We start from the raw sequence: 13,100 nt of genomic DNA, 5'->3' as shown, positions 1-13,100 counted from the left end.
CCACTGCGTGTTCTCCTCCTTCTCCACCGGCTCCCGAACCATATCCGTCGGCAGTCCCGCCATGCCGAGCCTGCTGGGCAACCCGGCGCTGGTATTCAAATCGCTCGACGGCACCGAAGCGCTGGGTGAACTCTTCCAATACACCGTCCGGCTGCAGACCCCCGACAGTCCGATGCTCACCGAGTACGTGACGGCCAATGTGCCGGTCAAGCAACTGGTCGGCAAGGAGTTCGGCATCGGCATCGAGCTCGACGGCAAAGGCTTTGGGGCCCGTCGGGGCGCCGGTACGCGAGAGATCAATGGCCTCGTGACCAGCGCCCGGTTCCTTCGACACGAGAACCGCCGAGGCATCTACGAGATCGTCCTGCGCCCATGGTTGGCCCTGGCCACGCATACCAGCGACTACAGGATCTTCCAGAACAAGACCCCGCTGGAGATCGTCGAGGAGGTCCTTGCCGACTACAACTTCCCAGTTGAGAAACGCATCACGCATCGCTATCCGAAGCGGGGGTTCCAGGTTCAATATGGCGAGAAGGACTTCGAGTTCATCACCCGGCTGATGCAGGAGTTCGGCATCTACTATTTCTTCGAGCACAAGGAGGGCGCCCACAGGCTGGTGCTGGTGGACGACCTCGGGGCCCACAGGAAATCCGAGAGCGAGGCCTACCAAGCCATCAGCTACCACCCGCCAGGCCACAAGATCGACGAGGAATACTGCGACAACTTCTGCAGCATCGAAAACCTCGAACCGGGCCAGTGGACCACCGACGATTTCGATTTCACCAAGCCGCGCGCGAGGCTTCGGCAGACCTCGCGGATGCCGCGCAACACAGGCAACAGTGCGCAAGAGATCTACAAGTGGCCGGGCGACTACAGCGACCCTGACGAGGGCCGCGACCTCGCGCGAACCCGCATGGAAGCGACCGGCGCACCGGGCAGCCGTGGGCGAGGAAGCGGCAACCTGCGGGGGGTGGTGACGGGGTGCACCTTCTCGCTGGTCAACTATCCGCAAGATGCCGCGAACCAGGCGTATCTGGTCATCGCGAGCACCCTGCGCCTCCATGAAAGCGGGCATGCCAGCGGCCAGGAAGACTACGTCTGCCGTACCGATTTCGAGGTCCAGCCGGCCAACAAGATCTTCCGCTCGCCGCAGACCCAGCCCAAGCCCCGCACCACGGGCCCGCAGACGGCCATCGTCACCGGCCCGAGCGGCCAGGAAATATGGACCGACGAATACGGCCGCATCAAGCTCAGCTTTCACTGGAACCGCTACTGCACGAAGGACGAGAACTCGTCGTGCTGGATTCGCGTGGCCTCCACCTGGGCGGGCTCTCAGTTCGGCGGCATGCAGGTTCCGCGCATGGGCCAGGAGGTGATCGTCGACTTCGAGAACGGCGACCCGGACCGGCCCATCGTCACGGGCCGCGTCTACAACCGGTTGAACATGCCGCCGAGGCAACTGCCCGGGCAGAAGAACCTCTCGGGTTTTCGCAGCCGCGAACTGAGTGCGGATGGCAGCGGGCTGGGTGCGCGAGGCAACCATCTGGAACTGGACGACCATCCCGGCAAGATCCAGGCGCAGCTCAAGAGCGATCACCAGTGCAGCAGCCTGAGTCTGGGGTACATCGGGCGGATCGATGGCACGTCGGGTCGCAAGGACGATCGGGGCCAAGGCGCCGAACTGCGCACCGACGGCCACGGCGCCATCCGCGCCGCCAAGGGCCTGCTGGTCACCACGCAAGCCAGGCCGAACGCACAGGCGCATATCACCGATCTTGGGGAAACCGTTGACCGCCTGACGGCCGCGCGCGATCTGCACGAGAGCCAGAGCCAGACCGCGCAAGAAGCCAAGGCGCATGAACACGGCGACCAGGATGTGGTCACGAAGGCGCTCAAGGAACAGAACGACGCCATCAAGGGCAAAAACATCCGCGGGCACGCCGACGACGGCTTTCCGGAACTCGACGAGCCACATCTCGTGCTCGCCAGTTCCGCGGGCATCCACAGCACCGCGGGCAGCGCGACGCACATCGCGAGCATCACGCACACCGCGCTTAGCAGCGGCGGGCACACGAGCATCAGCGCGGGCAAGGGCTTTCTGGTCAGTGTCAAGGAGGCTGTGCGCCTCTTCGCCTACAGAGCCATCCGACTGACTGCCGCAACCGCGGGCATCGACATCGTGGCACTGCAGGACAGCATCAAGCTCATGGCCAAGCTGGATATCAAGCAGGAGGCCAACAGGATCAGCATCACCGCCAAGGAAGAGATTCTGATCAACGGGGGGAGCAGCTACACGCGGTGGACTGCCTCCGGCATAGAGCATGGCACCAGTGGCGCATGGCGTGAACAGGCAGCATCACACAGCCTCGTCGGGCCGATGAACATGGAAAAGCTGCTGCGCATGGAAGGCGTGAGCCCGGACGACAAATACAGCGTTCGCTTCGCGACCTTGGGTGGCGACGAGGTCTTCCAGCAGGTTGCGATGGCAGGGCTGCCTTACAAGATTCTGGACGAGCGGCAGGCCATCAAAGCAGAAGGCGTCATTCCGGAAAACGGCCGCCTGCCGAGAGTCATTTTTGAGACGCCGGATGAGGCGACCTTGATCGTTGGAGAGGAGGTGTGGGCGTGGAGCCCTGTGCCCACAACACGTTTGGCAACTCCTCCCTTCGATACCTCGGAAGAGGACACGGATGAAGCCAGCAACGAAGGGCGGGACGACGAGGCCTTCGAGATCGAAAACTCGAGATACGCCACCCCGGCAACTGGGTCTGGACTCAATTATTTTCTTTCGGAATCCGCTGTGGAAGCCCACTTGCGACACTTGATTTGATTTCTTGACCGCGATCATGCCAAAACTGATATCTGCAACTTACCACCCGAACATCGAGGTGGCTGAATTCATTTGCGAAGACGGCCGCCGCCTGCTTCGGCACGGAGGAACATTGCCGTGGCGAATCAACAATCCGGGAGATCTGACAGCTTTGCTTGTCGATGGCAAACCAGCACCAAAAAAGGCCAAAGGCTACGTAGGATTTGCTACGACCAGATCTGGAAGAATTTTTTTGATCTTTCCGGACGAAATTTCCGGACGTACCGAGTTGAAGGCGAATCTGAAACGAATGCATGGGGATCGAACCATTCCGGAAGCCATTCCCTTTTATGCGCCAAAAAACGAAAATAACACCCAAAAGTATATCGATGATTTACTGAAGTCAAGCAAGGTCGCGGCTGACAAGAAGATCGGCACATGCAGCGAAGCAGAGATCGAGAACATCGTAGACAGCATCGCAAAAATCGAGGGATACCACGCCAGTCCTGAAACTCGCAAGGAAACGTGGGTGACGGTAAGCACGATCAATGCGACCGATGGCACTCAACCTCTTCCCGAGGTAGAAATCATCCTGGAAATCGGAGGGCAGAGCAACAAGGTCAAATCCAATTCAGCAGGGCGTTTTCCGCTTGTAATCCATCCCGCCGACAAAAAACCAGTGCACGTCAGCGTGGTTGATCAAAAATCCAAAAAAACAATGAAGGTTGGATCCATCAAGGGTGACACGGGAAATGATTTCAATCTTTTGGCAAAATTCCGAAAGTGGAAAGGCATTGCTGGTTCGGAAAAATTCAACAGTTCCACGCAGGGGCAAAAAAAGCCAATGCGCTACGTAGTTCAACCCGGAGACAATCTCGGAAAGATCGCAAAAATATACAGGTCTACCGTTGCGGCAATCAAGGACGAAAACAACTTGGACAGCGACAGGATCTATCCGGGCGAGACGCTGTCGATCAGCAGCAGAGACAGGGAAAAATCGCTTTCTGCCCCAGCAAAGCTCGATGCCCATGCCTCAAAGCCCACCGCCCCCATCGCCGCCAAGAAAATCCCACACCCAGTTTTCGTCCCAGCACCACCTATTCCCATAAGCACGCAGCCTTCGGATTCGGAGCGATCCAAAGAAGGCACCGGAAAGATTCTGGCTTTGATCAACCCTTTGTCGGGGCGAGCACCATGGATGCCAATTGCAATTGCCGAAGCCAAGCTTCGGCGCGGGGAGCATGAAGCCAAAATCGAAAAGAAGATCAGCTATCACGTTGAAATCGATGACGGCCTGAAATCCTTGGACGGCCCGCGTAATGCCTGGTGCGCCGCATTCGTCAACTGGTGCCTGATGCAGGCGAAATATCCAATTGAAAATTCGAATTTCCCCAATCGCAGAGCCGCAAAAGGACGTGCACACGGATTTTATGAAGTGAGCGGCCCGAAAGAAAAATCAGAAGCGGTCGTGATCATGATTCGAAACCCTTTGTTTGTCGAGTTGGACAAGCCAATTTACGGTGCAATTGCGATGGTCACTTCAAAATCCAACCACGGTCATCATGTCGGGTTCGTGTATGCCAAGCATGGCGACAAAAAATTGATTCTACTAGGAGGAAATCAAGATAGCCAAATTAATTTTTCGCCTTTTAATATCAACGCCGTAGCGGGCTACACGCGGAAAAACAAGGATGGCAAGTCCGAATATCACAAGGGCAATCCCAATCATCTGAAATTCTTCGTTCCGACCGCTTATTATGAACAGGCAAAAAAAGACCTTTCCGATCCCGGCCTTGAAAATCTGAGTGCCGCAGAAATCAACAAATCGATGGGCATTGAAACTGACAATTCAAATTCCAATCGGTCACCCAGCACGACTTAAGCCATGTTTTTCTTATCACATATTCGACACGCGCGATTTAGAGAATTGATGTTTTTTGTTATTGCAGGGGGCGCTTACTCGTTTGCATTCGCGGGAGCATCGAATGGCCCCTTTGTTGTCTGGGTAAATCTCGACAAGTCTGCCAACAGAAGCCGGGTCAACGAAATAATCAGTGATTTTGCCAACTCTTCAAAGGATTGCGACGGAGCATGGTTGCGCAGCCCCATGCTTTACATGAAGAAGCGACCTCCGCTCATCACCGATGAATTAATCGAAAGCGTTTTTCTAAAGAAAGATACCGTTCGAAAAAAATACCTGAACGCCGCATTAAAAAACTACAAGAATTTAGATTTAAGTCATTTGGAAGGACTTGACGGAGTCATTGTGTATACCAACTCCGGTGCTGCGCGCATGATGAGCTTGACAACCGGAAAAACAAAAATCGAAACGTTGACGCTTTCGTCGCACGGCCACACTCCCGAGAAGGAAGATATTGAAGGCGCATTTTGTGCGCTCTTGCCAGCAATTACGCGCGCACCTTAGTCCAGCCCATCACACTTGGTCTGCGACCTGCGAAAGGCGCTTAGCTCAAGAGCCAAAGGAATGTCGCGCTTCAGCTTCAACCCCGCTGAATTACCGCCGGCACCGCTGACGCCAGCATCGCGACGCCCGACGCGGTGAGCAGACCCAGCACCAGCTTGCGGAACGCGGCTTCGCTGATGCCGATATAAAGCCGCGCCCCCAACAACACCGGCACCGCAACAGCCAGCGCCACGAGCCCCAGCAGCGGCACCATCGACGCCGCGATGCTCCCGCTGAACAGGTGGATAGCGAACGCCACCATCAACATCGAGAGATTGAAGTTCTGGATCACCGTCCGCTGCGTGTCGCGCTGAAAGCCGCGCAGCGTGCACCAGAGCGTGGGAATGGTCCCCGAGAAGCCCCCGATGCCCGCCATCGCCCCGCCGATGGCACCGACGATGCCATCGGCCACGCGGCCACCGGAGGTGATCTTCGGCAGGTGCTGCGACATCAGCATCGCCGGGCACCACAGCACCAGCAGCGTGCCCAGGCACAGCTTGAAGACCACGAGGTCCAGATGCGGCAGCAGCCACACACCGAACGGCACGCCGACCAGGCCACCGAGCACGAACGGCCAGAGTAAGGACTTGTCGAAGGATCGGCGCACCGTGACGGCCGCGATCACTTGCCCCGTCAGCGCGCCGAACAGCGCGAGCACCGCGGCCAGCTGCGGCTCCAGCGTCCAGGCCCAGATCGACATCGCGACCAGTCCGAACGCAAAGCCCGACAGGCCCTGCACGAAACCCGCCAGCACAGCGCCGACGATCACATAGACATACAAGGCTTGCATGCGGCCGATGATAGAAGCGCGCCGCACTGTGCCCGCATCGACGGACGGACCGGGGAAAGGAGGGTCAGGCCGAAGCCGGCACCAGCGCCGTGCGGCGCACCCGGGTGACATTGAACGCGCTCGCGATCAGCACGCCCTGCACCAGCGCCAGGCCGACGATCACGCTCGTGTACTGGCCGTGGTCCATCAGGCGGCCGAACACCAGCGGCGCGAGCGCCTGGCCGATGTCGAGCCCCGCGTACACCACGCCGTAGACGCGGCCCGTGGCATTGGGCGGCGTCGAGCGCTTGACCAGCAGGTCGCGCGACGGCCCGGCCACGCCGGAGACGAAACCCATCGCGCCGAAAAGCACCGGCACGAGGATCGGCGGGAACTGCGCAAAGGCCAGCACCAGCGCCAGCGCGGCCGCGATGCCGAAGCCCGCGCCCACGATGCGCTCGCAGCGCGACGGGTCGGAGGCGAGGAAGCCGCCCACCACCATGCCGGCCGCGCTCGCCACCATGTAGACCGTGAGGCACACCGCCACCAACGCCACCGGCACCGCATGCAGATGGCCCGCGGCCACCGGCGCGAAGGTCTGCACCACGCTGATCACCGCGGCATAGAAGAAGAAGAAACCGAAGCACATCCACACCGCCGGGATGCGCAGGAAATCGAACTCGCCGCCCACCGGCGCGGGCTCGCCCTGACCCGTGGCCTTGTGCACGGCCGCCACGTCGAGCGAGAGCACGCTGCGGTAGGTCCACAGCACCAGCAGCACGACGATGGCCAGCACGCCCGCCGAAGCCAGCGCCACGCGCCACGAGAAGGCGATGGCGATCGGCACCACGAAGGCCGGCGCGAGCGCCCAGCCGAGGCTCCCTGTGATGCCGTGCACGCTGTAGGCATGGCCCAGGCGCGTGGGCGCGACCTTGCGGTTGAACAGCGTGTAGTCGACCGGATGGAACACGCCGTTGCCGATACCGCCGACCACGGCACACAGCAGCAGCATCCAGTAGCTCTGCGCCATCGCATAGCCGAAGGCGGCGAGCCCAAGTGCGCCGAGGCCGACGAACAGCACCGGGCGCGGGCCCAGCTTGTCGACGATGAAGCCCGAGGCCGCCTGCACGATGCACGAGACCACGAAGAACACCGTGAGCACGGCACCCAGCTCGGTGTAGCTCACGTTGAACGCGTCCTTGAGCCACGGGAACAGGGGGGCCAGGATGAGCTGGCTGAAGTGGCTGATCGCGTGGGCCAGGCCGACGAGGCCGATGAGCTTCGCGTCGGAGCGCAGGGAGGTCGTTGGGGAGGTGGTGGTCGCGTGGGAAGACATGGATTGCTACAAAAAACCGGGGCAGGCACCGATGCTATGCCCGCGAGGCGCGGCAGAATGGCGATACAGCGACAACATTTGTCGAAACCATGCCACGCACCGCTTCCGCCCCCTTCCCCGCCCCGGTTACCAGCGTTGCCTCGCTCACGCCGCACCTCTTCGCGCCCGATGCGGTGCGCCCGCTGCGCGCCAAGGAACACTTCCTGAGCGCCGACACTTTCGTCGAACTGCACCAGCATCCGTGGCCGCAGCTCACCTTCTCCACGCGAGGCGTGATCCGCCTGAGCACCGAGGACGGCAGCTACATCGTGCCGCCCTCGCGGGCGCTCTGGGTGCCGGCGAACATGCCGCACAGCATCATGCTGATCGAAGACGCCGAGTTGCGCACCATCTACCTGCACGCCTGGCTCGCGCCCTCGTGGGAAAAATGCGAGGTGCTCGAAATCAGTCCGCTGATGCGCGCCCTGATGCTCGCGCTGGACACCACGCCCGACGGCATCCCGCCGGCCGATCCGCAGGCGCCGCAGCGCGAACGCATGATCGCGCCGCTCCTGGTCGACGAGATCGAGCGCGCCACGCAGATCCGCATCGACGTGCCGCTGCCTACCGACAAGCGCCTGCGCCAGCTCTGCGAGGCGTTGCTGCGCAACCCGGCCGACCGCTCCACGCTGGCCGAGCGGGCCGCCACCATCGGCGCCAGCGAGCGCACGGTGGCGCGGCTTTTTCGGGACCAGCTGGGCATGAGCTGGCAGCAATGGCGCCAGCAGGCGGTGATGGCGCATGCGCTGCCGCTGCTCGCGCGCGGCATGGCGGTGAGCCAGGTGGCTGCTGCCAGCGGCTATGCCACCGACAGCGCGTTCTGCGCGATGTTCAAGGCGGCCACAGGGCGTTCGCCGACCTCGTTCCAGCACAAGAAGCGGTCGGCTGCCCCTGCCTGAACCATTCAGTGCCCGGGGCCTTCACGACGCTCTGGCAAGATCGCCGAGCCCGAAAAACCACGGAACCTTCATCGACCTGCCCATGGCATCGCCTCCCCGACCGCAGACCTGGACCGCCGACATCGGCCTGCGCATTCGCCGCCATTTCCTCCTGAAGGCGGTCGGGACCACGGTCTTCACCTGGCTGTTCTTCATCGGCTACTTCCACCTGCTGCGCAACCCCGCCTTCCCGGTCGCGGTGATGCCGCTCACGGCGCTGGACCACCTGATTCCGTTCCAGCCCTATACGCTGGGTGCTTACCTCTCGCTATGGGTCTACGTGGGCATCGCGCCGGGGCTGCAGCTCACCTTTCGCGAACTGGTGGTCTACGGGCTGTGGATCGGCGCGCTGTGTCTCACCGGCCTGGCCCTCTTCTATATCTGGCCGACGCAGATACCGCCGCTGACCATCGACGTCTCCGGCTACCCCGGCTTCGCGATGCTGCAGGGCGTGGACGCGGCGGGCAACGCCTGTCCCTCTATGCACGTGGCCGTCGCGATCTTCACCGCCCTCTGGATCGAGCACCTGCTGCGGAAGGCAGGCACGCCCATCGTGCTGCGCATCGTCAACGGGGCGTGGTTCCTGGCCATCGCCTACTCGACGCTGGCGGTGAAGCAGCACGTGGTGCTGGACGTGTTGGCCGGTGCGCTGCTCGGCATGGCATTCGCTTTGCCCTCGCTGCGCTGGCGCCCGGGAAAGCGTTTGCGAGAGGATGCCCCTCCGGTCGGAGCGGATATCATCGGCCATCACTGACCACCACAGGCCGAGCGAGGAAGGGATCGATCCAATGGCGCACCCCGCAAGGGCTGCAATCGATCAACGGCGGCACAAGACGACAGGCATCGCACGATGAGTTCGCTGAAGGAATTGCAGGACCTGATTCACGAGAAGTACGGCATCGAACCGTCCAAGCTCGACCCCCACGCCTCGATGCGCGAAACCGGCGGTCTCGATTCGCTGGCGCTGGCCGAATTCCTCTTTGCCATCGAAGACCACTTCGGCATCACCATGCCCGACGAGGACGCGAGCATCGACACCCTGGCCGAGCTCGCGCAGCTGGTCGACAAGGTTCGGGCCGCGAAGGTCGCGTGAACCGCCACGAGGTTGCCGTCACCGGACTGGGCGTCATGGCGCCCCACGGCGACGAGCCCGGCGCGCTGTTCGAGGCGCTGCTGCAGGCCCGATCGGCCATCCAGCCCGTCTTCCCCGAATTGCCCAAGCCTGCCGCCGCCGCCACGGTGGCCTTCGACGAAACGCGCTGGTTCACCAAGCTGCAGCTGGCCGGCGTCGACCGCGTCAGCCAGCTCGCGGTGGCCGCGGCCGACCTTGCGCTGCGCGATGCGAACCTTTCCATCGCCGATGCCGATCCGGAACGCGTGGGCGTGTATGCCGGCTGCGGCATGGGCGGTGCGGCCGCGCTCGAAGCGGCGTACCGCGGCAACGGGCGTGTGTCGCCGCTCACCATTCCGGCCTTCATGCCCAACGCGCCCGCGGCCCACGTGGCGATGCGCAACGGCGTGCTCGGCCCGGTGCTCACCTACTCCGTCGCCTGCGCGTCGTCGTCCGTGGCTATCGCCGAAGCCGCCAAGGCGATCCAGCGCGGCGAGGTCGACATCGCTATTGCTGGCGGCAGCGAGGCGTTGATCGTGCCGGGCGTGGTGCTGGCCTGGCAGGCGATGCAGACGCTGGCCACCTTCCAGCCCGGCGAAGCGGCCGGCGCGGTGCGGCCGTTCGCGAGCGATCGCAGCGGCTTCGCGCTCGGTGAAGGCGCGGCCTTCCTGGTGCTCGAGTCCGCCGAGCGCGCACGCAGCCGCGGCGCGCGCAGCTACGCCACGCTGGCCGGCTGGGGCCTGAGCAGCGATGCCACCCATCTCACCAAGCCCGACGCACCCGGCCAGGCGCGCGCATTGCGCCAGGCGCTGCGGCAGGCCGGCCTGCAACCGCGCGACGTGGGCTACTGCAATGCGCACGGCACGGCCACGCGCATCGGCGACGTGGTCGAGCGCAATGCGCTGGCGGAGGTGTGGGGCGACGATTTCGACGGCCTGCGCGTGAGCTCCACCAAGGCGCTGCACGGTCACATGCTCGGCGCCGCGGGTGCCATCGAGGCGCTCATCACGGTGCTCGCGCTGCATCGGCGGCAGCTGCCGCCCAATGCGAACTGCAGCGAGATCGATCCGGCCTGCAGCATGAACCTGGTGATGCAGGACAACACCGCCGCACCGGCGCTCGAAGCCGCGATGAGCAACTCCTTCGCCTTCGGCGGCACGAACTCGGTGCTGCTCTTCCGCCGCGCTGACTAAGCCTGCGGCTGCGACACGGCCCCGGCCCCGGCCTCGCAGAGCCACGCCACGAAAGCTTCCGCCAGCGGATCGGCCGTGCGGTTCGGCGCCATGAACACGCTGTAGCCGCGGCTCGACGGCGCCCGGTGCGCGCATGCGAGCAGCAGTTCTCCAGAACGCAACTCGCGCTCGACGTAGTACGCCGGCACCAGTCCCACGCCGAGATCGGCACGCACCGCCGCCACAAGCGACGAGAACAGATCGAAGCGGTGGCCCGTCACCAGGCTCTCGGGCGGTTGAGCATGCGGCGTCTGCGCGAACCATTCTTCCCACGCACCCATGCGCGTGCGCAGCTGGAGCAGCGGCGCGGCGCGGAAGTCACCGCGCGCCATCGCGGCCCGGCCCTTCGCGCGCGGGGAACACACGGCCACGCAGAACTCGCCCATCAACGGCCGCGCATCGGCGCCGGGCCACACGGCATCGTCGTACTGCACGCCCACGTCGAACGGCATGTCCGCCATGTAGAGGTCGGTGGGAAACACCTGCAGATGCAGGCTGCAGCCCGGGTTCAGCGCGATGAACTGCGGCAGCAGCGGCGTGAGCCAGCCTTCCGCCAGCACGGGCACCGCGCCGACGATCAACCGCAGGCCGTCGACGCGCTGCGCCATGGCTTCGAGCGTGTGGTTCTGCAGCCGCATCAGGTCGCCCGCGATCTGGCCGTGGTAGCGGCGTCCCGCATCGGTGAGCTCGGTGCCGCGCGCGGTGCGCTGCACCAGCCGCACGCCGATTTGCGATTCGAGGAGCCGCAATTGCTGGCTCACCGCGCTGTGCGTGAGGCACAGCTCCTCGGCCGCCTTGCCCACGCCATGATGGCGAGCCACGGCGTCGAAGGTCAGCAGCGCGCGGGTGCTTGGAATATGACGGCGCATGGCTGGATTCGTTAGAAAAACTGACAAGGCCCAAGATTAAACCAGAGCAGGCCGCTAACTTGACCATAAGAATTGCTGACGGCGCCGCGCCGGCGGCGCGCTCTTCACCTTCAAGGACAACCCACCGCCATGCCTCGCTCCGCGTCATTCCGCCTTGCCCCGATCGTCCTTGCCCTGGCCTGCACCGTCGGGTTCGCCCAGGCCCAGAACGCCGCCGTCGCAGCCACGCCCACGCAGGTCCGGCCCGAGATCGACAAGGCCTACACGCAGCTGATGACATCGCCCGAAATCCAGAAGCTGCTGGACGCGGTCAAGGCCGATCACGAGCGCTCGGTCGAAGACCTGAAGATGCTCACCGAGATCGAAGCGCCGCCCTTCAAGGAACAGAAGCGCGCCGAAGCCTTCCTCGCGCGCATGAAGGCGCTCGGTCTCACCGACGCGAAGATCGATGCGGAGGGCAATGTGGTCGGACTGCGCAAAGGCACGGGCAACGGCCCCAAGCTCTTGATCTCCGCGCACCTGGACACCGTGTTCCCAGCCGGCACCGACGTGAAGGTGAAGGAGCGCGACGGCAAGCTCTACGCCCCCGGCATCTCCGACGACACGCGCGGCCTCGCCGTCTTGCTGTCGTGGCTCAAGGTGCTGAACGACAACAAGATCCAGACGGTGGGCGACCTCTTGATCGTCGGCAACGTCGGCGAGGAAGAGCTGGGCAACCTGCGCGGCATCAAGGCGATCTTTCGCGACAACCTGGACATCGATGGCATGGTCGGGCTCGAACCGGCACCCGACGGCACGGTGCTGATGCTGGGCACGGGCAGCCACCGCTACGAGGTCACCTTCAAGGGCCCGGGCGGCCACAGCTTCGGCGCGTTCGGCCAGGTGCCCAGCGCCATCCACGGCATGGGCCGCGCGATCGCGAAGATCGCGGAAGTCCGCACGCCGACTTTCCCGAAGACCACGTTCACCGTCGGCACCGTAGGCGGCGGCACGTCGGTCAACACCATCGCGCCCGATGCGCGCATGGCCATCGACATCCGTTCCGACGAAATGGCGCCGTTGCTGGAGACCGAGAAGAAGATCCTCGCGGCCATCGACGAGGCCGTCGAGGAAGAGAACAAGCGCTGGAACGTGACCACCCTGAGCGCGAGCCGCAAGCTGATCGGCGACCGGCCGGGTGGCCGCACGCAGTCGGACACGGTGATCGTCGAGGCCGCGACGCGCGCGAACAGCGCCTTCGGCCACAAGACCCTGCTGACGGGCGCGAGCACCGACGCCAACGTGCCGATGTCGCTGGGCATTCCGGCCATCATCGTCGGCGCCGGTGGCAAGACCGGGGGCTTTCACGCGCTGTCGGAGTGGATCGACGTGACCGACGGCTGGAAGGGTGCGCAAAACTCGCTCGTCACCGTGCTGGGGCTGGTCGGTGTGCAGGGCACGAGCGCACCGCTCTTGGAGAAACGCGCTCCGCGCAAGAACTAGGAGGGGCCGTGCCCGGGGCTCTCCGGTATGCTGGTGGGCGCTTCCCATCCA

The 13,100-nt window shown here is 63.5% G+C and carries 11 protein-coding genes; 8 read left to right on the top strand and 3 right to left on the bottom strand.

Features of this window, described 5'->3' with window-relative positions; all coding sequences use genetic code 11:
• Positions 1-7: 7 nt before the first annotated feature.
• Genes M2282_RS16720 through M2282_RS16710 form a run of 3 tightly spaced genes read left to right on the top strand, consistent with a single transcriptional unit; the run spans position 8 to position 5,234 of the window.
• Positions 8-2,830: a type VI secretion system Vgr family protein gene (locus M2282_RS16720; RefSeq protein WP_280809901.1), complete on the top strand. Its 2,823-nt coding sequence runs from the start codon at positions 8-10 to the stop codon at positions 2,828-2,830.
• Positions 2,831-2,834: 4 nt separating this feature from the next.
• Positions 2,835-4,691: a LysM peptidoglycan-binding domain-containing protein gene (locus M2282_RS16715; protein ID WP_280809900.1), complete on the top strand. Its 1,857-nt coding sequence runs from the start codon at positions 2,835-2,837 to the stop codon at positions 4,689-4,691.
• Positions 4,692-4,694: 3 nt separating this feature from the next.
• Entirely contained in the window at positions 4,695-5,234 is a 540-nt protein-coding gene (locus M2282_RS16710) for a hypothetical protein (protein ID WP_280809899.1), read from the top strand.
• 76 nt (positions 5,235-5,310) lie between these two features.
• Here the strand turns inward: M2282_RS16710 and M2282_RS16705 are convergent, their stop codons facing one another.
• Both M2282_RS16705 and M2282_RS16700 read right to left on the bottom strand, forming a co-directional pair.
• Positions 5,311-6,063 (bottom strand): sulfite exporter TauE/SafE family protein, encoded by a 753-nt coding sequence (locus tag M2282_RS16705; protein ID WP_280809898.1) that lies wholly within the window; start codon positions 6,061-6,063, stop codon positions 5,311-5,313.
• A gap of 64 nt (positions 6,064-6,127) precedes the next feature.
• Positions 6,128-7,378 (bottom strand): MFS transporter, encoded by a 1,251-nt coding sequence (locus M2282_RS16700; protein WP_280809897.1) that lies wholly within the window; start codon positions 7,376-7,378, stop codon positions 6,128-6,130.
• A gap of 89 nt (positions 7,379-7,467) precedes the next feature.
• On the opposite strand from M2282_RS16700, the gene M2282_RS16695 reads away from it, so the two are divergent.
• The 4 genes from M2282_RS16695 (at position 7,468) to M2282_RS16680 (ending at position 10,659) form a co-directional block, all read left to right on the top strand.
• Entirely contained in the window at positions 7,468-8,316 is an 849-nt protein-coding gene (locus tag M2282_RS16695; RefSeq protein ID WP_280809896.1) for an AraC family transcriptional regulator, read from the top strand.
• Positions 8,317-8,398: 82 nt separating this feature from the next.
• Positions 8,399-9,109, top strand: coding sequence for a phosphatase PAP2 family protein (locus M2282_RS16690; protein WP_280809895.1), 711 nt, complete (start codon positions 8,399-8,401; stop codon positions 9,107-9,109).
• 96 nt (positions 9,110-9,205) lie between these two features.
• On the top strand, positions 9,206-9,448 hold the full coding sequence (locus M2282_RS16685) for an acyl carrier protein (RefSeq protein ID WP_042579503.1): 243 nt from the start codon (positions 9,206-9,208) through the stop codon (positions 9,446-9,448).
• Positions 9,445-10,659 carry a beta-ketoacyl-[acyl-carrier-protein] synthase family protein gene (locus tag M2282_RS16680; RefSeq protein WP_280809894.1) on the top strand — a complete coding sequence of 405 codons (1,215 nt, stop codon included), beginning with the start codon at positions 9,445-9,447 and terminating at the stop codon, positions 10,657-10,659. The genes M2282_RS16685 and M2282_RS16680 overlap by 4 nt, the downstream gene beginning before the upstream one ends.
• Here M2282_RS16680 and M2282_RS16675 read toward each other — a convergent pair.
• Positions 10,656-11,567: a LysR substrate-binding domain-containing protein gene (locus tag M2282_RS16675; protein ID WP_280809893.1), complete on the bottom strand. Its 912-nt coding sequence runs from the start codon at positions 11,565-11,567 to the stop codon at positions 10,656-10,658. The genes M2282_RS16680 and M2282_RS16675 overlap by 4 nt on opposite strands.
• A 129-nt stretch (positions 11,568-11,696) precedes the next feature.
• Between M2282_RS16675 and M2282_RS16670 the strand changes: the two genes are divergently transcribed.
• Positions 11,697-13,049 carry a M20/M25/M40 family metallo-hydrolase gene (locus tag M2282_RS16670; RefSeq protein ID WP_280809892.1) on the top strand — a complete coding sequence of 451 codons (1,353 nt, stop codon included), beginning with the start codon at positions 11,697-11,699 and terminating at the stop codon, positions 13,047-13,049.
• Positions 13,050-13,100: the final 51 nt, after the last annotated feature.

The sequence above is a fragment of the Variovorax boronicumulans genome (assembly GCF_029892485.1).
In the GTDB taxonomy this organism is placed as follows: domain Bacteria; phylum Pseudomonadota; class Gammaproteobacteria; order Burkholderiales; family Burkholderiaceae_C; genus Variovorax; species Variovorax boronicumulans_B.
This window is presented reverse-complemented; position numbering and strand designations above follow the sequence as displayed.